General features: G+C 54.7%; 20 protein-coding genes. 4 read left to right on the plus strand and 16 right to left on the minus strand.

Translation table 11 applies throughout. The features are described from left to right. Nucleotides 1-53: 53 nt before the first annotated feature. Both glpK and IM700_RS16980 read right to left on the minus strand, forming a co-directional pair. Entirely contained in the window at nt 54-1544 is a 1491-nt protein-coding gene (glpK, locus tag IM700_RS16975; protein ID WP_193418138.1) for a glycerol kinase GlpK, read from the minus strand. 155 nt (nt 1545-1699) lie between these two features. Continuing rightward, on the minus strand, nt 1700-2143 hold the full coding sequence (locus tag IM700_RS16980; protein ID WP_155606303.1) for a MarR family winged helix-turn-helix transcriptional regulator: 444 nt from the start codon (nt 2141-2143) through the stop codon (nt 1700-1702). A gap of 227 nt (nt 2144-2370) precedes the next feature. Here IM700_RS16980 and IM700_RS16985 point away from each other — a divergent pair, with 227 nt between their 5' ends. The 3 genes from IM700_RS16985 to nagA are packed head-to-tail and all read left to right on the plus strand — an operon-like array spanning nt 2371 to nt 5146. Continuing rightward, the gene (locus IM700_RS16985) at nt 2371-3234 is read left to right on the plus strand and encodes a MurR/RpiR family transcriptional regulator (RefSeq protein ID WP_193418140.1); all 864 of its coding nucleotides are present in this window, start codon (nt 2371-2373) and stop codon (nt 3232-3234) included. Continuing rightward, complete coding sequence (gene nagB / locus IM700_RS16990; RefSeq protein WP_155606301.1) at nt 3234-3962, plus strand: glucosamine-6-phosphate deaminase; 729 nt, start codon at nt 3234-3236, stop codon at nt 3960-3962. Before IM700_RS16985 ends, nagB begins: the two co-directional genes overlap by 1 nt. After that, nucleotides 3962-5146 (plus strand): N-acetylglucosamine-6-phosphate deacetylase, encoded by a 1185-nt coding sequence (gene nagA, locus IM700_RS16995; RefSeq protein ID WP_193418142.1) that lies wholly within the window; start codon nt 3962-3964, stop codon nt 5144-5146. Before nagB ends, nagA begins: the two co-directional genes overlap by 1 nt. 92 nt (nt 5147-5238) lie before the next feature. On the opposite strand, the gene IM700_RS17000 is transcribed toward nagA, so the two are convergent. Beyond that, nucleotides 5239-6366 carry a YhcN/YlaJ family sporulation lipoprotein gene (locus IM700_RS17000; RefSeq protein ID WP_193418144.1) on the minus strand — a complete coding sequence of 376 codons (1128 nt, stop codon included), beginning with the start codon at nt 6364-6366 and terminating at the stop codon, nt 5239-5241. Between the two features lie 212 nt (nt 6367-6578). Here IM700_RS17000 and IM700_RS17005 point away from each other — a divergent pair, with 212 nt between their 5' ends. Next, nucleotides 6579-7649 (plus strand): glycosyltransferase family 4 protein, encoded by a 1071-nt coding sequence (locus IM700_RS17005; RefSeq protein WP_193418146.1) that lies wholly within the window; start codon nt 6579-6581, stop codon nt 7647-7649. A 72-nt stretch (nt 7650-7721) separates the two neighbouring features. On the opposite strand, the gene IM700_RS17010 is transcribed toward IM700_RS17005, so the two are convergent. From IM700_RS17010 to IM700_RS17070, 13 genes are all read right to left on the minus strand, one after another. Beyond that, nucleotides 7722-8792, minus strand: coding sequence for a glycosyltransferase family 2 protein (locus IM700_RS17010; RefSeq protein ID WP_239483989.1), 1071 nt, complete (start codon nt 8790-8792; stop codon nt 7722-7724). Nucleotides 8793-8809: 17 nt separating this feature from the next. Then, on the minus strand, nt 8810-9796 hold the full coding sequence (locus IM700_RS17015; protein WP_193418148.1) for a polysaccharide biosynthesis protein: 987 nt from the start codon (nt 9794-9796) through the stop codon (nt 8810-8812). Nucleotides 9797-9841: 45 nt separating this feature from the next. Next, nucleotides 9842-11149 (minus strand): nucleotide sugar dehydrogenase, encoded by a 1308-nt coding sequence (locus tag IM700_RS17020; protein WP_239483990.1) that lies wholly within the window; start codon nt 11147-11149, stop codon nt 9842-9844. 51 nt (nt 11150-11200) lie between these two features. Then, a complete protein-coding gene (locus tag IM700_RS17025; RefSeq protein ID WP_193418150.1) occupies nt 11201-12130 on the minus strand; it encodes a glycosyltransferase in 930 nt (309 codons plus the stop codon). 90 nt (nt 12131-12220) lie between these two features. Beyond that, on the minus strand, nt 12221-12628 hold the full coding sequence (locus tag IM700_RS17030; protein ID WP_193418152.1) for a hypothetical protein: 408 nt from the start codon (nt 12626-12628) through the stop codon (nt 12221-12223). 126 nt (nt 12629-12754) lie between these two features. Beyond that, the gene (locus tag IM700_RS17035) at nt 12755-13465 is read right to left on the minus strand and encodes a glycosyltransferase (RefSeq protein WP_193418154.1); all 711 of its coding nucleotides are present in this window, start codon (nt 13463-13465) and stop codon (nt 12755-12757) included. Further along, nucleotides 13462-14394: an NAD-dependent epimerase/dehydratase family protein gene (locus IM700_RS17040; RefSeq protein ID WP_193418156.1), complete on the minus strand. Its 933-nt coding sequence runs from the start codon at nt 14392-14394 to the stop codon at nt 13462-13464. The genes IM700_RS17035 and IM700_RS17040 overlap by 4 nt, the downstream gene beginning before the upstream one ends. Beyond that, nucleotides 14387-15217 carry an SDR family oxidoreductase gene (locus tag IM700_RS17045; RefSeq protein WP_155606291.1) on the minus strand — a complete coding sequence of 277 codons (831 nt, stop codon included), beginning with the start codon at nt 15215-15217 and terminating at the stop codon, nt 14387-14389. The genes IM700_RS17040 and IM700_RS17045 overlap by 8 nt, the downstream gene beginning before the upstream one ends. Beyond that, nucleotides 15214-16197 carry a polysaccharide biosynthesis protein gene (locus IM700_RS17050; protein ID WP_155606290.1) on the minus strand — a complete coding sequence of 328 codons (984 nt, stop codon included), beginning with the start codon at nt 16195-16197 and terminating at the stop codon, nt 15214-15216. The genes IM700_RS17045 and IM700_RS17050 overlap by 4 nt, the downstream gene beginning before the upstream one ends. Next, a complete protein-coding gene (gene wecB, locus IM700_RS17055) occupies nt 16190-17281 on the minus strand; it encodes a non-hydrolyzing UDP-N-acetylglucosamine 2-epimerase (protein WP_193418158.1) in 1092 nt (363 codons plus the stop codon). The genes IM700_RS17050 and wecB overlap by 8 nt, the downstream gene beginning before the upstream one ends. Nucleotides 17282-17285: 4 nt before the next feature. Next, a complete protein-coding gene (locus tag IM700_RS17060; protein ID WP_336244911.1) occupies nt 17286-18800 on the minus strand; it encodes a glycosyltransferase in 1515 nt (504 codons plus the stop codon). A gap of 64 nt (nt 18801-18864) precedes the next feature. Then, the gene (locus IM700_RS17065) at nt 18865-19989 is read right to left on the minus strand and encodes a CgeB family protein (protein WP_193418160.1); all 1125 of its coding nucleotides are present in this window, start codon (nt 19987-19989) and stop codon (nt 18865-18867) included. A 31-nt stretch (nt 19990-20020) separates the two neighbouring features. Further along, nucleotides 20021-21106: a CgeB family protein gene (locus IM700_RS17070; RefSeq protein ID WP_193418162.1), complete on the minus strand. Its 1086-nt coding sequence runs from the start codon at nt 21104-21106 to the stop codon at nt 20021-20023. Between the last annotated feature and the right edge of the window lie 141 nt (nt 21107-21247).

Raw genomic sequence — 21247 nt, forward strand, 5'->3', positions numbered from 1 at the left:
CTTATGAAAGAACAGGGGCAATGGTGCGGTGCCATTTAGAAATGGGCGGTCTGTTATTTAAAGGCCATCGCGGCATGAACCGCTTTCAGCCAGCCTTGATAGAGGACTTCCCGAGTAGGCTGCGACATGGCCGGTTCAAACCGGCGATCCAGCCTTTTGCACTGCGAAATTTCATCCAGATGACTCCAGTAGCCTACCGCCAGCCCCGCTAAAAAGGCCGCCCCCAACGCCGTCGTTTCGCCAATCGCCGGACGTTCTACAGGAACCCCGAGAATATCGCTTTGGAACTGCATCAGGAATCCGTTCGAGACGGCCCCTCCGTCCACCTGCATGGACTGTACGGCATGCCCGGAGTCCTGCTCCATCGCGCTAAGGACATCTCTAGTCTGGTAAGCTAACGCCTCAAGCGTCGCCCGAATGAAGTGCTCCTTCTTTGTTCCTCGCGTCAGGCCAAATACGGCCCCGCGTACATCGCTGTCCCAGTAAGGGCTGCCGAGGCCAACGAATGCGGGAACAACATAGACGCCTTCCGTCGAGGCGACGCGCGAGGCGTATACCTCACTGTCCTTCGCATCCCGAAATAGACGCAGCCCGTCGCGCAGCCACTGGATCGCCGAACCGGACACAAAAATGCTGCCCTCCAGCGCATATTCCACTTTTCCGTTTAATCCCCAAGCCAACGAGGTGATCAACCCATGCTCGGATACGACGGGGGTACTCCCCGTATTCATGAGCATGAAGCAACCGGTTCCGTAGGTCGTCTTGACCATTCCCGGTTGGAAGCAAGCCTGCCCGAACAACGCGGCTTGCTGGTCCCCCGCCGCTCCTGCGATCGGTACCTCTTCCCCGAAGAAATGATAGGGAATGGTCGTACCGTACACCTCGGAGGAGGACTTGACTTCAGGCAGCATCGCCTTCGGTACATCGAGCAGCGCCAGCAACTCGTCATCCCAGGTCAGCTCGTGGATGTTGTACATTAGCGTCCGGGATGCGTTGGAGTAATCCGTCACATGCAGGCGTCCGCCGGACAGCTTCCAGATCAACCACGTATCGATAGTGCCGAACAGCAATTCTCCGTTTGCCGCCCGTTCCCGTGAGCCTTCGACATGGTCGAGGATCCACTTGACCTTGGTGCCAGAAAAATACGGGTCGAGCAGCAGGCCGGTCTTTGCCCGGAACAGGGCGTCATGTCCCGCTTCGCGCAGTTCCTCACAGATGGAGGCCGTCTGCCGGGATTGCCAGACAATCGCCGGATAAATCGGGTTGCCGCTCTCTTTCTCCCAAACGACCGTGGTCTCCCGCTGGTTCGTAATGCCAATACCGGCGATTAGCCTCGGCTTGATGCCGGATTCCGATAGGCAGGAGGCGATGACCGATAGGATAGATCCCCAGATTTCGTTCGGATTTTGCTCTACCCAGCCAGGTTCGGGAAAATACTGCGGAAACTCCCGCTGCGCCGAGTAGACGATGTCCCCCTGCCGGTTGAACAGGATTGCCCGCGAACTTGTCGTGCCTTGATCCAAGGCCAAGATATACTTCTCCATCGATCTCCCCCGTTTCAGTTGGTGAAGTAACGCTTACATTTCTACTCCTATCATAACCCGACAAGCCTCGGGTGCGCTATCAGCTTCCCAATAAAGGAACGGAATGAAACAAAGAACCACGGGGATACCCCGTGGTTCTTTCCCAACCGCCAACCTTACGGCTTGTAACTCTTGGAGAGCTTCTCCAGAATCGTGATCATCATTTCCAATTCCTGCTGGCTTAGCACGGATAAATGCGTTTTCAACACTTCCCGCGACTTCTTCCGAGCTTCCCCAAGCACCTCTGCCCCGCGCTCAGTCACCGACAGCAGCACAGCCCTCCGGTCCTGCTCGTCGTGCCGCCGCTCCACGTAACCGCTTTGGACAAGCCGGTCGATCATCACCGTGATCGCGCTGGGCTTAACCTCAAGCTTGTCCGCCAAATAGCTGACATTACACGTTTTCTTCCGAGCAATCAGCGTCAACATATGAAATTGCGGGCCGGTCAGGCCAAGCTCATGGTGATGCATTAATTCGGTTTTCATTTTGCGAAACGAATTGGACCACACCGAATCGATCCGATCTATGTAATTGTCGAGATCAAAGGACAACCAAACCATTCCTCTCTCCGGAAAATAACCCTATTTTTTAGTTTATTATGCAACCCCCGAAAATACAAGGAATCTGTCGTCATTTGACGGGTTACCCTACTTGAAAAAGCTCTAGAATTCCTTTATGATGAAACCGTAAATAGAAATAATTTTCACGATTAAGGCATGGTAAATAAAAATAATTTTCGCGATGAACGAATTCCATTGCCGCACTTCCTTAAGGGAGGATCCAAACTATGACACCCATATTGCATGCCGTATCCAGCCATCTGGAGACGTTGTCGGCTCAGGAGCGCAAGCTCGGCGAATACATTTTGGAAGCGCCTGCCTCCGTCGTTCACCAGGGGATCACGGAGCTGGCGAACGCGTGTGGAATCAGCCCTTCAACGGTGACCAGGTTCTGCAAAACCTTTCACTTTAAAGGATTCCCCGATTTCAAAATGAAGCTGGCCTCTGAGCTGGCCCATAAGCCCGCGGAGAACCACTACCAAGACATCATCGCCGGCAACGACCTGCAAAAAATCGTCGAAGCGATGGAAGCCAATCACGTGGCCTCCATTACCGACACCACTCGGCTGCTGGATATGAATCAGCTTTCCCGCGCCGTAGAGGCGTTATGCCACGCGAAACGCATCGATCTGTACGGCGTCGCAACCTCCTCCATCGTCGCCCAGGACTTCTATCAGAAGCTGGTTCGAATCGGTAAGAACTGCACGGCTTTCGCCGATTCGCATATGCAGATTACCTCGGCTTCCTCGCTAAGCGAAGGAGACGTGGCGCTGGCGATCTCGTATTCGGGGGAAACGCCGGAAACCATCGACGCCCTTCGATGCGCCAAGGACAGCGGCGCGACTACGCTGTCACTCACGCAGTACAGCAACAACTCTCTCGCTTCGCTGGCGGATACCTCTTTATTCTCGTCATCGCTGGAGGAAGGCATGCGCCGAGGGGATATGGCCTCACGGATCGCACAGCTGCATGTCATCGATATTTTGTTTACAGGCATGGTCAGCCTCGAGTTTCAAGACTTCATTCCGAAGCTGGAAACCTCGTACCAGAATGTTCAAATTTACCGTAAAATCCAAGGAGGGCAACACTAATGTTGAATATTATCAAAACAAACAGCGAACAGCAGTTCAATGAAACCGGGGCAGGCATCATCGCCAGTCTCTTGCAATCCAACCCCCGGGCGATCCTAGGCCTTGCTACGGGCAGTACGCCGGTCGGGGTGTACGAGAAGCTGATAGAGCTTTATAAGGAAGGCAGCGTGAGCTTCAAACAAGCCAGCAGCTATAATTTGGATGAATATATCGGATTGCCGGCGGGCCATCCGGAGAGCTATCGTCGCTTCATGGACGAGAAGCTGTTTAACCATATCGATATTTTGTCCGAAAATACGCATGTGCCATCCGGTGCTGCAGCGGACCCCGAGCAAGCTGCCAAAGATTATACGAAGCTGCTGGACGAAGTTGGCCAAATCGATTTGCAGTTGCTAGGACTCGGCCATAATGGGCATATCGGCTTCAATGAGCCGGGCGAAGAACTTACAGGGCCGCCGCATGTCGTGAAGCTGGAAGAACGCACGCGCCTCGCGAATGCACGCTTCTTCTCATCCATCGATGAGGTGCCAACGCATGCGTTGACGATGGGGATCGGCTCGATCCTTCAGGCCAAGCAAATCCTGTTGATGGCCAAAGGCGAAGACAAGGCGGAGGTTATCGCTAAAGCGTTGAAAGGTCCGATCACGACCCAATGTCCGGCGTCGCTGCTGCAAACCCACTCCAACGTCGTTGTGGTCGTCGACCAAGCCGCAGGGAGATATCTGTAATGAGCGGAAACGATCGAACTTTCAACCTCGTTCACGCCGAAGTCGTAACCCCGCGTGGAACGTTCCGGGACGGCGCCGTTGCGGTTGAAGATGGCGTAATTACTTACGTCGGCACGACCGCCGGATTGCCAAACCCTGCCGAGGCCGAGACCATCGATGCGGGAGGCAGCTACGTGCTGCCCGGCTTTATCGATGTGCATGTGCATGGCGGAATGCTGGAGGATTTCTCGAAACCCAGCAAGCAAGGTCTCGATGCCATCACTAAGCTCCATTGCAGCCAGGGTACCACCTCGATGCTGGCTACCACGATGACTCTCCCCAAAGCGATGATCGACAACGTGCTGGCGGAAGTCCATCAATATATCACCGGGGGGATGCCTTATGCCCAATTGGTTGGCGTCCACTTGGAAGGACCGTTCATCAGTCCGAAATGGCCGGGGGCGCAAAATCCCGAGCACATTGTCCCGCCTAACCGGGAATGGGTTGAGGCCTGGGACCAGCAATATCCGGGATTGATCAAGCAGGTGACGTTCGCGCCCGAACGAGAAGGGGCTCATGAGCTGATTCGCTATTTGCGGAAGCAGGGAATCGTCGCCGCGGCAGGCCATACCGATGCCACCTACGAGGAAATCATGGCCGCTTACGAAGTGGGCCTAAACCACTCCGTTCATATGTTTAACGCCATGACCCCGTTGCATCATCGTAAACCGGGCACTGCGGGCGCGATCCTTAGCACGCCTGGAATCAGCGCAGAAATTATCGCCGACGGCATCCACGTTCATCATGCGGCGATCCGGCTGCTGGCCAGCGTAAAAACCGGCGGCAACCTGATTCTCATCACCGACGCGATGTCGGCAGCGGGGCTTGGCAACGGGGATTACATGCTGGGCGATTTGCCGGTTGTCGTCAAGGATAATGTCTGCACATTGCGTGATAGCGAGGGGACGTTGGCTGGAAGTACGTTGACAATGATCCGAGGCTTCCGTCATCTCGTACGTGAGGTTGGATTATCGGTGGAGCGTGCGTCGGAAGCCGCCAGCGGCAATCCAGCGAAGCTGATTCGCATCGACCACCTAACCGGTTCAGTGGAAACCGGTAAGCAAGCCGACTTGCTGCTGGTTGACCGGGATTTGGATTTGCAGCGGGTTTGGGTCAAAGGGCGTTCTTTCCGCGAGAACGAATAAGGCGACACCTCCATTCAAAAGATAAAGCGCGAGCAGCAGGGATAAGTGAACCTCCCGCTTCTCGCGCTTTTTGTGATTCGTGTGGGCTGCTATTAGCGGGTCGTTCCGCCGGTGAAGCCAGCATTCGTCCCTCGTGCACCAGTACCGGTAGTCCCCATATTGCTTGTCCCGTTGCCCATGCCGGCGTTAGGACCTGTCGGCGCATAGCCGTTCGGGCCGGTCATTGTTCCTGTGCGTCCGGGAAAGACGCGATTGATCATCGTTTCGAAATCGCTAATGAAATTGTTCAGCGTTCCGCCGCCTCGGGATTGCGTCCCGTAATCTCCAATGCGGGAGACAAAGTCGGCGTCTCCGGACACATAGACATTGCGGATGTGCGGTGCCGATTGCTTAATGGCAGCCGTTATCCGGTTCTTTACATCTTGGGATACGTTATCTGTACCGGCACCCAAGGCTCCATTTCCTGTCGTAAAACCGGTAGGGGTGTTGTTCATCGTCCCCCTATTCGTACTGGTTCCATAAGCCGATGTCCCCGTCCCGCGGTTTACGCTGGACATTCCCATGCTGCCCCCAGGATACATCGATCCGAAGCGGTTTCCAGTGGTGCCGGTACCTAGCATGGAGCCGTTCCCACTGCGGTAACCGGTCGTTCCATTGCCTAGCATGGAGCTGTTATCGCTGCGGTTGTCATACCCCGCCCCGAACAAACCGCCCCGTCCAAGATCAAAGAGGCTCCCGGTACCTGTACGGTCAGTGCCGCGTGACAATCCGTTATCCGCTGCACCGCGAGTTCCGTAGTCCGCGCCGTAAGGTCCGCCAACATTGGTCGTCCCGAGACCGATTCCGTTCGGGCGCTGCATGCCGTAAGCGGTGGTGCGTCCTGTCGTATGATTGCCGTGGAGCGTGACGCCGACATAAGCATCACGGTCGGTAACAACGACATGTGCCGTTTGAACATCGCGAAGCTGCGCGACTTTATTGCTCAGCGCGGGGCTATAGCGCAGGGAACGGATGCGCTGATCCTGGCCGTTGCCGGCGCTGCGGGAGAACAGGCGGTTACCCTGGTTCAGGGAATTGACGTCATAGTTACGGTTATTGCCCCGCAAGCTTTGCGTGCGCACATTATTGTTGTCTTTACCGTCACCACAACCTGCCACCAAAGCAACCCCGGCCAGTAATGCTGCGGACAACGATAAGTTAACGACTTTCGCTCCTCGCATGTAGTCATCCTCCATCCGTAATAATTGATGTATGAAACAGGACTTATCATGCGCCAAATCCCGTAGTCGTCATACAGGTAAACATAACCGAGCGACCCACCTAACGCTTGCCTGAAGGCGGGCGTTATCAAGGTAAATCAACCCACACGTCCGATTCGGACAGCGCGTAAACTAATCCTAAGACGCTCAATAACTTCAAGGGGTGCTAGCCCATGAAAGTACTGTTTACGTTCTATGTTCCGAGCGGAGGGGTTGAGACCCTAAACCGCTTGCGCTGCATCGCGCTGAAGAGTCGGGACATTGAAGGACATATTATGTATTTACGCCCCGGATCCGGTCTTGTGAATACACAGTTGGCGAACATTCCCGTTATGGTGGAACCAGGGGATGTCGAACTGAGTCAACGATTACCTCAATATGATGCGGTAGTGGCTACTTCGGATTTCTGGATGCCGGGAAGGCTGCGCCGGCTTGGATTTCAGAAACCGATTGTTTATGAAATTCAGGGTTTGGGAACCCGGGATGAAGCAGAGAAGACACTGCGAGAAGGGACGCAAGAAATTCTTCGTCATTGCCAGGCTTCACTGATGCCGCCGACGCCCCATCTGATGGAGCTCGCTTCCTCCTATTACCCGTCGCTGCCCAGGTTCGTGTTCCCGAATCCGCTGGATACGCAGCACTTCCATTACAAGGCCCAGTCCAAATATCCGGTGCCGATCATCGCATGGGTCGGAAGGCTGGAGCCCAACAAAAATTGGGGGTTATTCTTAGAAATTGCCGCCGCGCTGCATCGTCAGCGTCCCAAGATGGAAATATGGGTGTTTCTCGATTATCAACTACCGACCGAGGACACCAAAAACGCCTTTTGGCAACATGTCAGTCGGCTTGGACTTCAATCCATCATAAAGCTATACCCGAATACACCCAACCGGGAGATGCCTTATTATTTATCGCGGGTTGGGGATTCCGGGGGGCTCTTGATCTCCACATCTACCTTGGAGGGCTTTGGCTATGCCGTCGCCGAGGCATTGGCTTGCCGCTGCCCCGTTCTTACCACCGATTCCGACGGGGTTCGTCTTTTTATTAAGCATAATCAAACGGGCAAGTTCTTCGCTTATCCGCAAGTAGGCCAAGCGGTAACCGGCGCTTTGGAGCTGATGGACAATTCCGCAGTGCGGGAGAATATCCGCAGCTCAGGACAAAGCCATATTCACCAGTGGTTGTCGCCGCAGCAATATGCCGATTCGTTCCGTCAAATGCTGAAGCGTTTAGGGGTGCAATAAGAAAAAGCCAAAGAACCTCCAGATCGCTGGAGGTTTTTTGCTTGGCAAATTTTTTTAGCAAAATGACATATACTATTGGGGAGATGCCGTGTCTAAAGCCAACTTCAGCTTCTTCTCATTATCGAGAAGCCCGGGGTCGTTCGGTAAATAGCGAAGCGCCTCCCGATTATGCTCATAAGCCTTGCCCAAATGGCCAAGCCGCGCATAGCACAGGCATAGCCGGCTATGGGGCAGCCATGTCCGGGAAGCCGCATGTACGATGGCCGTCCAGTTGCTGCCATTTGCGTTCTGCAGCGCCTGAACATACCAATACACGGCCAGGGTCCACTCCTGGCGGTCTTCCATACATTTGCCTATGGCACAGCAAATTTCCGGCTGCGGAATTTCAAATTGGAAGGTTTGCAACAGCATCTCCAGCTTCTCCCGTTCGTGCCCCAAATGGCCATGACAATCGCTTAAACGAGCGCAGGCCAGAACCAGGTCATCCCGATTCGCCTTCGGGTCGAGGAGGAACTCCGCAAAATGCGGCACCGCCTCCTCATAACGTCCCGCATCGGCTAGCTCACATGCCAAATGAAAGCGCAAGCGCCCTTCCAACATACCGCCGGAAGCCAAATAGTGTTCAATAATCTGTAGATTCCGTCCGGAATGGCTCTCGACACCGCGATGGGTGACGGAGATATCCGTCAACATCTGTTTCCCTTCGGTGACATCAAGATATTCGTGCACGATACCGATCCAACGGTAGTTTCGGCTTCGCTTGACCAACCGGTTGCGGCGCGTTGAAGCCAAGGGTTCCCCGGTCTTCTCCTGCTCGCGAAGCACGTATTTCATCAGAACCGCATCGATATCGGAGGGCAACTCTTGCTTCAATTGAAGGAACTTGATGCGGTTGGGCTCGGTGATGACGTCGTCGGCGTCCAACCAGAGAATATAATCGCAGGACGCCAGCGAGAAGGCATAATTCCGCGCAGCCGCGAAGTCATCTTGCCAGGCGAACTCAAAAATTTTAGCTCCATAATCTGCGGCGACCTCCTGGGTACGGTCGCTGGATCCCGTATCCACAATCACGATTTCGTCCACCAAATCGGCAACGGAGGTTAAGCAGACGGGAAGACGAGCCTCTTCATTTTTGACAATCATGCATAAGCTGATGGTAATCAGTTGAGAAAACCTCCCTCCTTCAGCAGCTCGGCTACATCGGCCTTATTGAGCAAGGAAGCATTGGAATGGTACTCGGAGAACTGAGCGCGTGAGAAGTCCGAATAATGGGCGGCCAGCTCCTTGGAGCCAGGAGGAAGGATGACGTAATATTGACCGCTATATTTCAACGTATAAGGAGCCTCATAGCGGGAGACCAGCACCTCATGCAGCTTCTCTCCGGGCCGAATCCCTATTTCCTTAACGGGAACGCGATGCCCACGATAATGCTCAGCCAGCACCTCCGCAATATCGATGATGCGGCATGCCTTCATTTTCATGACGAAGGTTTCGCCCCCAATCGCCGTCGTGGCTGCTTTGAGTAGCAGGTCGATCGCTTGGGCTAAGGTCAGAAAGAACCGAGTCATCTCCCGAACCGTAAGGGTCAAATCCTTCCCTTCCCGCAGTTGGTTGATGAACAAAGGGACGACGCTGCCGTTCGTTCCAAGCACATTCCCCCCACGAATACAAGTAAACCGAGTATGTTCGCTTAAATCGTTTGCGCGGATCATCAGTTTTTCTCCGATCGCTTTCGTCATCCCGTACGTGTTCGTCGGATCTACCGCTTTGTCGGTGGATACGTCTATCACCTTGGTTACTTTGTGCGCGATACTCGCTCGAATGATGTTTTCCGATCCAAGCACATTGGTCTTGAGCGCTTCCTCCGGCTGAAATTCGCAAACCGGCACATGTTTAAGCGCTGCAAGATGGAAGACATAGTCGACCCCTTTGCAGGCCGCATCCACCGCAGCATAGTCGCGGACATCACCGATGAGGTACCGCACGGAGGCATGCCCGCCAAATTCCCGCTGCATCAAAACCTGCGCATATTCATTTCTCGAGAAAATGCGGATCTCCCGCGGCCCCTCCTGCAGCAGCCTCCTTGTCAGCGTTTTCCCCCAAGATCCAGTTCCCCCGGTAATCAAAATCGTCTTGTCTCTAAACATCCTTCTACCTTCCTTTCGTGACTATATTCGCCCGTGAATTTCCGTTTATGAATCGGCTTTTTTTTCTCTGAAACCCGACTTCCCGCCCCCCAGCGTAGCAATCCGCGCTTTACCTTGAATGCCGGCGGCCGCGTTTCGCGTATCGAACACGAATGGCGCGTGCTCCATAACCTCCTTTAGCGGTAATCCATGGTGATGAACCGCCAGAACCACGCCATCTGAGGTAGCCAAACGCTCCTCCTCCAACTCCACCGAATGTAGCTTAACTCCGTCGATCTCCACCTCCGGTATCAGCGGGTCGTGATAATCGATCTTTGCCCCTGCGGCCATCAACAGCCGGATCAACTCGATCACGCTCGATTCGCGGATATCGGCGACATCTTCCTTAAACGTAATGCCAATCACTAAAATCCGCTTTCCGGAAAGAGTGGAACTGTTCAATTCCTCCTGTAGCCGGGAAACGATGTACGCCGGCATCTCGCGGTTAATCCGCGCGCTGATCTCGATAAACGAGCTGGTCGCCCCCATCTGTTGCGCTTTCCATTGCAAGTAGATCGGATCTACCGGGATGCAATGTCCACCGACGCCGGGACCGGGATAAAACGGCTTAAATCCAAACGGCTTGGATGAAGCCGCCTCCACCACTTCCCAAACGTTGATTCCCAGTTGATCACAGAGCAAAGCGAACTCATTAATAAATGAAATATTGACGAAGCGGAAGGTGTTTTCCAGCAGTTTGGCCATTTCAGCCGTTTCCGTCGAGGAAACCCGTACGATGGTTTGAAAAGCCGCGCGATAGAGTTCCTCCATCCGATCCGTGCAAGCGTCGGTGATGCCGCTGACGATTTTGGGGATATCCCGCAGCGAATAGCGGCGACTTCCGGGATTAACCCGTTCCGGTGAAAACCCGACAAAAAAATCCGTTCCCGAGTTTAAACCGTTTTTTTGCAGAAGAGGTAAGATCACTTCCCGGGTAGTTCCGGGGTAAGTAGAACTTTCCAACGCGACCAACTGCCCGGGCTGCAGATGCTCCCCGATTTTTTCCGCGGCATCGATCAGATAGGTCATGTCCGGGACATGCTGATCCGTCAATGGGGTCGGCACGCAAATAATGATGGCTTCTGCGCTTGCGATCCCGCCGAAGTCCGAAGTTACCGTCAATTGCTGAGCATCGGCATATCGTTTGATCTTCACATCGGGAACGTCCGCGATGTAACTGCGTCCCGCTCGCAATAGCCGTAATTTCTCTTCGTCCTTGTCAAGGCCGATGACGCGAAAGCCCTGGTCCAGGAACGTTTCTGCCAGGGGCAGGCCGACATAGCCCATGCCTACGATGGCGATGATACGTGACAATATCCATCTCCCCTTTCGCTTGTTGTTGGGTTATAGGTCGATCCCGGAAATTCAGCCGACGATCGAACCTATCATTTCGAGAAGCTGCAGGGTACGGACGGAGGTCGTATGTTTCTCCCTGACGAACTCATAACCTTGCCGGCTGATCTTGGCCCGCAGCGATTCGTTGTTCGGATGCAGATAGAAGTGAAGCTTAGCCAGGAAATCCCTTTCCGTCACAGCCGCATAATGAACGCCAGATCTGAAGCCAAGGGCCTGCAAATCGGCGTTGTCGGAAGCTAGCAGCAGCGTGTTGCAAGCGGGGACCTCAAAATACTTGCGCAGCGGATAATGGTAAATCGAATCACAGGTCAGGAAGATCTTGGTTCGGTTCACTTCAAGCGCAAAGCCGCGCGCTACGTGCGCCTGAGCGTCGGAGCCGAAATCCGTGTACCCGGGGTGATTGTGGGATACAAAGCCGGGATGCCCGGACAAGGCCATCTTCATCTTATGGCGAAGCGGGTACACCTTAGGGTTGGTTGCCCCCATGAGCAAAACATTGATGTTTTTTCGACGTTGGTAATCCCTGAACACGGTCGGCTCCACAAAGTGGGGGAGCCAAAACAGACGACTCTTGAACTCGGGAAACCGCTGCCGGAACGCTTGCCTATACATCGCAAAGATATTCGCGGACGGAAACCGATGTAAGAACTCCCGACGTTGCTCAGGCCTAGCGTGCAGATCATGCATGATCATGCCCCAGGGCACCTTCAACTGGGCAAGCCCATTTACGGGCGGGCAGTAGGATGCATGGAACATGTCGTTAAACAGAATAAAATCGGGTTGAAAGGGAGTCCGCCGGAGAATCGAACGTACCTCCCCGCCTCTATAATCCAATGCCAAATCGGCATGTTTTCTTAGTTCCAATTGCATGTAATGAATATTCCGCTCCAGATAATGACTGAAATCCTTCGTTACAAACAAGATTTTTAGACGCTTCATCCCTTCAAGTCCTTTTCTGTCAGAGGTCGACGATTTCATTTAGCAGAAAACCTGCCCGGGACACCCCGAGGCAGGTTTTCTGGGCATAACCTAGCCCTGTTCGGCAATGCCAGTAAATGATTCTGGGCCGTTACGGATAGCTGTTGTAGCCCCGGAAATATAGGACGTATAGATCGTTTCGGGAGCAGCAGGAGCTTGCAAATCGGCAGCTACGAAGGACGTAACCTCCGTCGACGTAGCACTATTGACGACACCGTCGAGGGTAAAAATGACATTGGCCGGAGCAAACGTCAAGCCGCGGACGATTTCGATCGTAAACGTATCGCCGACTCCTCCCAAAATCCCAACGGATCCGGACAGAATGACGATCGGATTCGGTACGTTTTGCGTCTGCAGGCCGATAACCCCGAACAAAGCGGGAGTATCTGTGAGCGGAGTCCCAGGGAACCCAGGTTGGTTGGAGTTTACGGAGCTTCTGGCATCAAGAAAGACACCCATCTCTTAATCACCACCTTCTTGTAATCTAGTACAGGTTATGATCGGAGCTCCGTTTTGGTATAGACAACTTGATCAAGATAACCGCTTATTTTGTCTCTCTTCCCAATCAGGGGTTCACCTCATTCGTCAAGAAGTAGCGATGAGATGAGTCAGGGCACCGCGGTAGCGGTTCTGTAGGAAGGCAATTTCCGCCGTGATCGCCGCTTCATGGCGCAGCGTTCCCATCCCCGAATGGCGCCGGTAATTCACTAACGGTACGTTTAAATAAGGAAAAGCGGCGCGGGACAGCAACACCCGGTGCCACAAATCGTAATCATGAGTATACGGCAGGGCCTCATCAAACAAACCGACGCGCTCGATCAGGCTGCGGCGAATCATCACGGTACAGCCGTTCACGGGATTGCCGCTGTATAACGTGTTCGCCAGCTCCCGCATCCCCAGAGGCTGCATGCCGGCATTGTATTGGGTGATTCGGCCGTATTCGTCGATATAATGGAAGTTGGTGTGGGAAATTTCAGCGCCTTGCTCCCGCATGAAATTCAACTGTACCGCAACTTTCTCTGGCGAGAACAGATCGTCCGAGCTGAGCCAAGCGATATACTCTCCGGAAGCATGGCGGATTCCGTGGTTTAAGGCGGAGGCGGTCCCCCCGTTGGCTTTTCCCAGATAATAAATATGCCCCCGGTACGGAGCGAGCCGCTCGGCATGCACAGTCGAACCGTCATCAACGACGATAATCTCCGTATGCGGGTACGTTTGGTTCAGCGCGCTTTGCACGGCCTGTTCAATATACGGACAGTTATAGAACGGAATAATGATACTTACACGTGGATTCATGACGAAGCGGTTCCCTCCTTGCGAAAATAGTCCAGTACATCCTGCAGGGATTGTTCCCAGGCCAAACTTGAGCGCCACCCTAAAGCCTGAAGCGCTTCGGGAAGGAGCGGCCCAGTGCTAACAAGGGGTTCTCCTCCTGACGGGCGACCCATCATTAATTTCAAATCCGCAACTTCCGTCAGCTGCGAGAAATCCTCCGCCAGCTCAGCCAAACTCCTCTCTTGCCCCGAGCAAACCGGGTATACCTCGCCAACCTCACCTTTGCGAAGCAGGATCTCGTAGGCATCCACCGCGTCGCGCACATCAAGGAAGTCACGCCGAGCCTCCGCCGACGACAAGAGGAAAGGGGGAGGGGCTTCCCCTCGCTCTAACCCGACGATATGCCGGGCAAGCAGAGAGCAGACGCCCGTGGACGGTCCGGCTCCGATCAAGTTGCCCGGTTCGGCGATCATGACGCTGAGACGGTACAGCTTTCCCCAGGCCAGAGCTGCGGCTTCTTGTAACGATTTGCTCAATCCGTAAGGGTGTGTTGGGTGAAGCGGTCTATCTAGTCCGAATTTGAGGCGTGATCCGACAACGAGAATGCGGGTATCCTCCAGTCCGAAAGCCAGCAGGCCATCGAGCAGGTACAGGGTTGTCATGACATTAGTTTCTATATAAAGAAGCGGTTCGGACCAGGAGTCTGGGACCGAGTTCTTGCCGCCCAGGTGCAGCACGAACTGCGGCCGGGTCCGATCGATGACGCGTTTGACTCCCACTTTGTCCGTCAAATCGCAGATGACGTACTCGACACCTTCGATTGCAGGCAGTCCGGCTTCGCTTCTCACTAAAGCGAAGACGTTGTATCCCTTGGCGGCAAGACGGCGGCTGGCGTGGCGGCCGGTAAACCCGCCAGCCCCCGTGACCAGAACCGCCGCCCCGTCACCCATGCCGTCTCATCCAGTCGGCCATTTCCTCCAACATCTGCCGGAATGGAGGGAGAGGGGCCGCCGCCTCCGGACGGGTGTTCACCAGCGTTCGATCGAGGGCGGGACCGTCGTCCGGTTCGATCTCAAGATCGGTTTTTCCCCAGATCTCTTGAAACAGATGAAGCATCTCGTATTTGCTGACAACCTCCGGATGTGCCAGATGGATCAAGCCGGACACCGGACGATCCAGCAGCCACTCGATCGTCTTAGCCAACTGTACCGTGGTCACGCCGTTCCATTTGACCCGGCGATATCCGGATACCTTGCCTTCCTGACTCATAAACCACTGAAACAATCCGATGCCCTGACGGCGAATTTCAGGTCCAATAATCGAGGTGCGGATCGTCAAGTGTCCTTCGTCTTGCACCTCCCCGAGCGCTTTGGTCACGGCATACGTCGTAACGCCATCGGGTTGATCCTCCTCCCGATATCCGCCGCGGTCGCCGCGAAAGACGCAGTCCGTACTGATATGAATCAGACGCGCGCCTGTTTTATCCGCCAAATGCCGCAATCGGTGGGGAAGGAATCCATTAATATGGTAGGCCATGATTTTGTCTTGGTCGGCAAACTGGTTCAGCACCCCGACCGCGTTAATAATGACGTCTGGACGAACCAACTGAACCGCCTGATCAACGGCAACGATATCACCGGCATCCAAGATCAAGGAGCCTGGGTCCCCGGGATCACGCGAGGTATAGAACACCTGGTGACCCCCCTGTTCTCGAAAATGCCGTACCAGGACATGACCCGCCATTCCGTGGCCCCCGAGGATCAGCATTTTCATGAAAGGAATCCTCCTTTACTCAGCATGCTGCGGATCTCTTCCTTACTCATCAGCCCATGCTCCGAGCTCAGCTCGCCGAAAGGGACAAGCGGCAAATGACCGTACCGTTCCTTCAAGCCCGCGATGTCCAGCGCCGGTAAAATCACTAGATACTCCTTGTCGTACACCACGGTCGTCCGGCTCTCGTATTCGCTGAGCAGCAGCTCATGAATCCGCTCTCCGGGCCGAATCCCCGACTCAACGATCGATATGTCCGCTTCTCCCGAATCCTCGATCAGCACCTCCGCCAGCTCCACGATCCGACAGGTCGGCATCAGCATGACGAAGATTTCACCGCCTTCGCTTTCCTGAGAAGCCTTAAACAGAAGCTGGATCGCCTCCGGCATCGTCAGGAAAAACCGAGTCATTTCCATATCGGTGATCCGAACCTTCTTCTCGCGGATTTGCTGCTTAAACAGATGGATCACGCTGCCGTTCGTGCCCAGCACATTGCCGCCCCGGATGCACACAAACCGGGTCTCCTCCTGAAGCAGATTGGCATAAACGATCAGCTTTTCGCCGATGGCTTTGGTCATACCGTAAAAGTTGGACGGATTGGAGGCTTTGTCGGTGGAGATGTAGAGGACTTTCTTGACTTTGTTTTCGATGGCGGCTTCGATGACGTTTTGCGTGCCGACCACATTCGTTTTCAGCGCTTCGCCCGGTTGCTCTTCGCAAATGGGCACATGCTTCAAGGCAGCCAGATGGTAGATGATGTCCACGTTTCGGCAAGCCGCCGTCAGCGCCTCCTTATCGCGGATATCTCCAATGCGAAACGTAAGCCGCTCATCGTCAAAAGCGCGGCTCATAGCGACCTGAGCTGCCTCCCCCCTGGAATATACGATGATCTCCTTCGGCTCCTGAGGGAGGATCTGGCGGATCAACTCATATCCCCAGGACCCTGTCCCCCCGGTGACCAGAATTACTTGATCTTTAAACATTCAATTTCCCTCCAAGCACGAATTTGACCACTTTTTGCGAAACCTTCTCCTCCAGATAGCCCTCGGGACAAGGCCACGAACGCTCCATCCCCGCCATCATCTCCGCCGCTTCAGCGATGCTGCGGGCGTCCACGCCGGAAACGACGTTACTGCCGCAATCTACCGTTTCCGGCCGCTCCGTGGTTCGGCGAATCGTTACCGTAGGCACCTGCATGATACAGCATTCCTCCTGTACGGTACCGCTGTCGGTTAACGCGCATAACGCATGCTTTTCCAGCTTCACGAAATCGAAAAACCCAAACGGCTCATAAAATTCCACCAAAGGATGCATTTCCAGCTTCAAATCGCGTTCGATCCGTGATCTCGTGCGGGGATGAATGCTGCATACCAACCGTTTGGACGAGGCGGCTGCCACCCGGTTCAACCCCTCCATAATGGCGTGCAGGGAAGCCGGGCGATCGACATTCTCGGCGCGGTGGGCTGTGACGAGATAATACTCTCCTTCCTGAAGCCCCAAGCGTTGCAGGATGTCACTCGCTTCGATCTGCGGCTCGTAATGCTTCATCACCTCATAAATCGGATTGCCGGTCAGTACGATGCGATTGCTCGGAACGCCCTCAGCGATCAGATGAGCTTTACTTTGCGGGGTATATGGCATGTTGATGGTCGACACCGCATCGATGACTTTCCGATTCTTCTCCTCGGGGACCTCCAGGTCAAAGCAGCGGTTACCCGCTTCCATGTGGATCGCCGGGTAGCCCAGCCGCTCGGCCAGAACCGCACATAGTGCACTGTTCGTATCTCCCAGCAGCAGCACGCGATCCGGTCGTTCAGCATCTAAGATTCGCTCCATCTGGGCAAACATAGCCGATAGCTGGCTGCCCAGCGTCGTTTGATGATCTTGAAAGATATAGTCCGGTTGTCTCAAACCAAGCTCTTGGAAAAAAACATCGCTGAGACTGGCCGTAAAATTCTGCCCCGTGTGCACCAGCACGTGGTTGTCGGCCCACCGGTCCAGCAGCGGGATGATCCGGCTAAGCCGGATGATCTCCGGCCGGGTTCCTAAAATGGTCATGATCTTCACGGTCTCATCTCCTTGCAGACTTATGACGCCCGCGCACGCGTTTCGTACGAGCCCTTGCTGTGCGCTGGCCGGGCTTGCGGCGGCGATGGGCCGGCTTGCTACGAACGTGACCGGTTCCGCCGCGCCGGGCGGTCAAGCTTCTACCGGCACCGAATCTTCTACTGCGTGATCGCTTGGCTCGCTTCAGCTTGATCCTTCTGCGGCGCCCGGCGGGTTTGACGGACATCGGAAGCGTGGTTTGCCCGATAGGTAATCCCTCCGAGTCCGAGACACGGAGGTCCGCCGCATCCGGAGAGGGCATGATCGGTGCCGGTTCGGGCAGTGGGACCACAAGACCCGAAAGCCCCTGTATGCGCTGAACCAACCCTTGAAGCCGCAAATCATAGGCTGCCGGGCCGAACACCGCTTCTACTTGACCCCGATTCCTTTCCCCCACACTACGAGTCAATTCCATGGAAGACAGCAGCTCCGCACATTTTTCCGCGAGTCCACCGCTGTCCCGCGTTGGCACCAGGTAAGCCCCGCTGCCCACCGCTTCCAATATCTCGCGCAAACCGCCCGAAGCATAAGCGACAACCGGTTTGCCGAAGACCATTGCCTCCAGCGCGGTTAGCCCAAACCCTTCCGGAAGAATCCCCGGGACGACAACGATATCCATCGCGCTAAAGGCGGATTCCACATGATCTTCAAAGCTCACGAATTTAAACCGATTCGGATACGGCGAGCCCTGAACCGCTCGCTTTAAGTTCCGGTAATACTCTGGATGAATCTCCGCACCTATGATAACGAACTTCGCCTCCGGGAATCGGCCGGCCAGACTTAACGCCGCGTCGATGAAGTGATCGGCTCCTTTCTCCGGAATCAAGTAAGAAGAAATATAGCCTACCAGCACTTCCGTCGATTTGACTTTCCACCAAGCTCGCTTATGCCAGCGCTGTGCCGGCCAGATGTCGGGGTGGACATCCTCGGGATTCCACGAAGGGTACAGCAGTACGGTTTTGTCCGCAGCCTGCGTTCCGAGGAAAGGAAGCAGCACCGAATCGGAAATCCCGATGATCAGATCGCTGTACTTGTCGATCAAATTCACCGCCTCCGCGGTGAATTCGTTGGACGCAATCACCTCCGTGATCTGCCAAATGACGGGAATTCCCAGCTGTTTAGCGGCGATCGCCGACGAAACATTCACGCTGGTATTCACAAGCACGGCATCTGGCCGCTCCTTATTCAGCAGCTCTATCGTGCGCTGCACCTGTTCGCTCCAGGCGATGGACTGGAGTTCATCGGCCAAGTTGGCGTGCGGGGCACACATGCTGTAAAGCAGCGCGTTTTCGCACAGGAGGGAACGGATCCCGTAACGTTTGGCCAGAACGGACAAACTGCCCTGCCGAGGAACTACAATCGTACAGTCGTAATAAGCCGATAGCTTCCTCGCGTTGAACAACAACAATTTCTCGGCACCGGTTACGTTTCTTGAATTGCATACATGCGAAAACAGCAGCAGCTTCTTCTTATCCGGCACGATTGCCCCTCCTTTTTTTGCACGAAGTCCAGGCGTTCCGGAACAGGTCTCTCAACTGCAGGGATCACCCGAAAATCACAGACAGCAACTGATCCAACCGATTGGCATACGTGTGATCCCGCAAGGTCCGATCCAATGCACGCAACGCGATTTCTCTTCTTTCTTCCTCGTGGGTCAGGTAATAGCGCACTTTATCAACCAATTCCTCCGGCGAGGAGAAGGTTACGATTTCCTCGTCCGGACGGTAAAACGAGGTTAAGTCGTCGCGCGCATCAACTAATTGGAGCGTGGCACAGGCCGAGATTTCGAATGTCCGCGGATTCGGCGATGCCGCCGGAATCCCAGCTTGGTTGTTATTGATGTACTCCTCGAACGGAGAACGGTGAAGGTTCAGGACGATTTTCGACCCGCTGTATACTTCGGAGGTCTCTACTGGCCCCATCCACTTGCCCAACTCGATCCGGTCCGAATACGCCGGGAACTCGGGCAGACGATCCCACCAGATTCCGTTGATCAATAAGCCTTGCTCCATCAGCGCGGGAAGCACCGGTTGAAGATAGATCACCCGGTTCCAGTAAGCCGAGCCGATAAAGCTCAAATTGCGACGGTGTGGGGAGGGGATCAACGTTGGCCGGTAGTGTTCCGGAAACGCTGCGAACGGCAGATAATGGACCTGGCTGCACCCGGCGGCGCGATAGGGATCGACGCAATTACGTTCAAGCGTAAATACATAATCGTAGTGAGAACTTAACGGAATGGTCAGATCGGTGTAATAAGGATCATCCGTAAACCAAACGGCGGTCGGAATCCCCATCGCCCGTACGGCGTTCAATTGCTCCGCGGGGAGCTCCAGCCCGTCGAGAGCGAGCAGCAGATCGGGTTTATGCTGCGCAGCCAAATCCGGAATCGGGTCGCCCGGTACTGTGGCGATCAGTTCGGTGGTTAAGGTGCGGAGCGTAGACGATACCGCCTCGTCGAGCGGAGAATACGGAAAGCCTTTCCCCGAACTGACGTATAACACTTTCACTTTGCGAACCGGAAAAGCCGGCTTCGGTTGACTCACGATATAGCTGGCTCTCCCCCTAAGGTACCCTTCGGCATAGCCGTCGCGGAGCCCGTTCTTTCTTCCGCTCTCGGCCGGGTCCAAAACGGTTTGAGTCATTTGACCATCCGCTTCCTCAATAAACATAATGTCACTCCTTTTGGGGTTGGTTCTTGAACTAGCTTCCAGCGATTGCGTCCAGCAGACGACTGACCCGATCCGAATAGGTATGGGCGGCCGTCGTCGTCCACAGCGAACGCCAGGCAATCTGCCGTCGTTCTTCCTCGTGTTCGAGGTAATAACGTATCTTTGCCTCCAGCTCCACTTCATCTCTGAATGTCTCGATGTCGTAACCCGGTTGGTAATAGGAGACCAAATCGCTGCGGATGTCCGTGATCTGGAAAGCGCCGCAGCCTGCAATCTCATAGGTGCGTGGATTAATTGATCCCCCCGGGGTATCGCGTCCGTTCCGGTTATCTTGGCCGGCTTGTGTAGGCCGGTGGATGTTGAGCACGATTTTGGAGGCGTTGTAATAACGAACCGTCTCCTCGACGGGAACCCAACCCGGACGGATAAATCGCGACAACTGTTCGTAACGGGGCAGTCGGTCCCAATGAAACCCGGCGATCAGGACCCGTTTGTCCTGCAGGAACGAACTTAAACGGTCGAACAGGCCGACTCGATTCCAAAAAGCATTACCGATAAAGCACACGTCATAGCGATATTCCGGTTTGGCCGGAATGGGCCGAAATTGGTGAGGATTGGCAGCCAACGGAAGATGGTAAACGCTTCGAACTCCGATGGACCGGTAAAGCGGCACGCATTCGATTTCGTGCGTAAACACCACGTCGTAGCTTAAAGCCAGCTCGATCGAATCGTCGGTAAAATAAGGGTCATCGACGAACCAAACCGCTGTCCGAATGCCCATACTCCGAATCTGTGCCATTTGCGAGGCATGGTCGGGCGGAAAGACGTGCAGCGAATTCATGACCAGCACCAGATCGGGATGGACGCGCAGCGTCTCCTGCAGCATCATTTCCGGTGAAGCGACGACGCACTCGCGCGTGAGCTCCTTGAGTGCCGCTTGAACCCCTTCGTCGATCGCGTCGAACCCCTGGGGTACATATAGCACCCGCAGATCCACCTTTGGCCGGGTAACCTGCGGAATTCGTTCGAGTACGGCCTGGCACCCGCCATACCGGATCCCTTCTTCGTATCCGACTTGATATGCCTCGCCGTACCGATTTTCCTTGACGTTCTCCAAGGTTCTTCATCCTATCTTCGTGGAATTCTATCTTGCGTTTCCTGGGTCTTAATAAATATATGCTGAGGGGACACGTGCATCATGGACGACTACCCGCCCGCCTGATAAATTGGCGAATGCCGCCGCCCGCCGCCAAAAAGC

This window comes from Paenibacillus rhizolycopersici, assembly GCF_014947195.2.
Taxonomy (GTDB): Bacteria; Bacillota; Bacilli; order Paenibacillales; family Paenibacillaceae; genus Fontibacillus; species Fontibacillus rhizolycopersici.

Excerpts from the sequence above, each read along its gene's own strand:
- glpK (WP_193418138.1), bottom strand. The coding sequence starts at position 1,544 with ATGGAGAAGTATATCTTGGCCTTGGATCAAGGCACGACAAGTTCGCGG.
- IM700_RS16980 (WP_155606303.1), bottom strand. The coding sequence starts at position 2,143 with ATGGTTTGGTTGTCCTTTGATCTCGACAATTACATAGATCGGATCGAT.
- IM700_RS16985 (WP_193418140.1), top strand. The coding sequence starts at position 2,371 with ATGACACCCATATTGCATGCCGTATCCAGCCATCTGGAGACGTTGTCG.
- nagB (WP_155606301.1), top strand. The coding sequence starts at position 3,234 with ATGTTGAATATTATCAAAACAAACAGCGAACAGCAGTTCAATGAAACC.
- nagA (WP_193418142.1), top strand. The coding sequence starts at position 3,962 with ATGAGCGGAAACGATCGAACTTTCAACCTCGTTCACGCCGAAGTCGTA.
- IM700_RS17000 (WP_193418144.1), bottom strand. The coding sequence starts at position 6,366 with ATGCGAGGAGCGAAAGTCGTTAACTTATCGTTGTCCGCAGCATTACTG.
- IM700_RS17005 (WP_193418146.1), top strand. The coding sequence starts at position 6,579 with ATGAAAGTACTGTTTACGTTCTATGTTCCGAGCGGAGGGGTTGAGACC.
- IM700_RS17010 (WP_239483989.1), bottom strand. The coding sequence starts at position 8,792 with ATGATTGTCAAAAATGAAGAGGCTCGTCTTCCCGTCTGCTTAACCTCC.
- IM700_RS17015 (WP_193418148.1), bottom strand. The coding sequence starts at position 9,796 with ATGTTTAGAGACAAGACGATTTTGATTACCGGGGGAACTGGATCTTGG.
- IM700_RS17025 (WP_193418150.1), bottom strand. The coding sequence starts at position 12,130 with ATGAAGCGTCTAAAAATCTTGTTTGTAACGAAGGATTTCAGTCATTAT.
- IM700_RS17030 (WP_193418152.1), bottom strand. The coding sequence starts at position 12,628 with ATGGGTGTCTTTCTTGATGCCAGAAGCTCCGTAAACTCCAACCAACCT.
- IM700_RS17035 (WP_193418154.1), bottom strand. The coding sequence starts at position 13,465 with ATGAATCCACGTGTAAGTATCATTATTCCGTTCTATAACTGTCCGTAT.
- IM700_RS17040 (WP_193418156.1), bottom strand. The coding sequence starts at position 14,394 with ATGGGTGACGGGGCGGCGGTTCTGGTCACGGGGGCTGGCGGGTTTACC.
- IM700_RS17045 (WP_155606291.1), bottom strand. The coding sequence starts at position 15,217 with ATGAAAATGCTGATCCTCGGGGGCCACGGAATGGCGGGTCATGTCCTG.
- IM700_RS17050 (WP_155606290.1), bottom strand. The coding sequence starts at position 16,197 with ATGTTTAAAGATCAAGTAATTCTGGTCACCGGGGGGACAGGGTCCTGG.
- IM700_RS17065 (WP_193418160.1), bottom strand. The coding sequence starts at position 19,989 with ATGTTTATTGAGGAAGCGGATGGTCAAATGACTCAAACCGTTTTGGAC.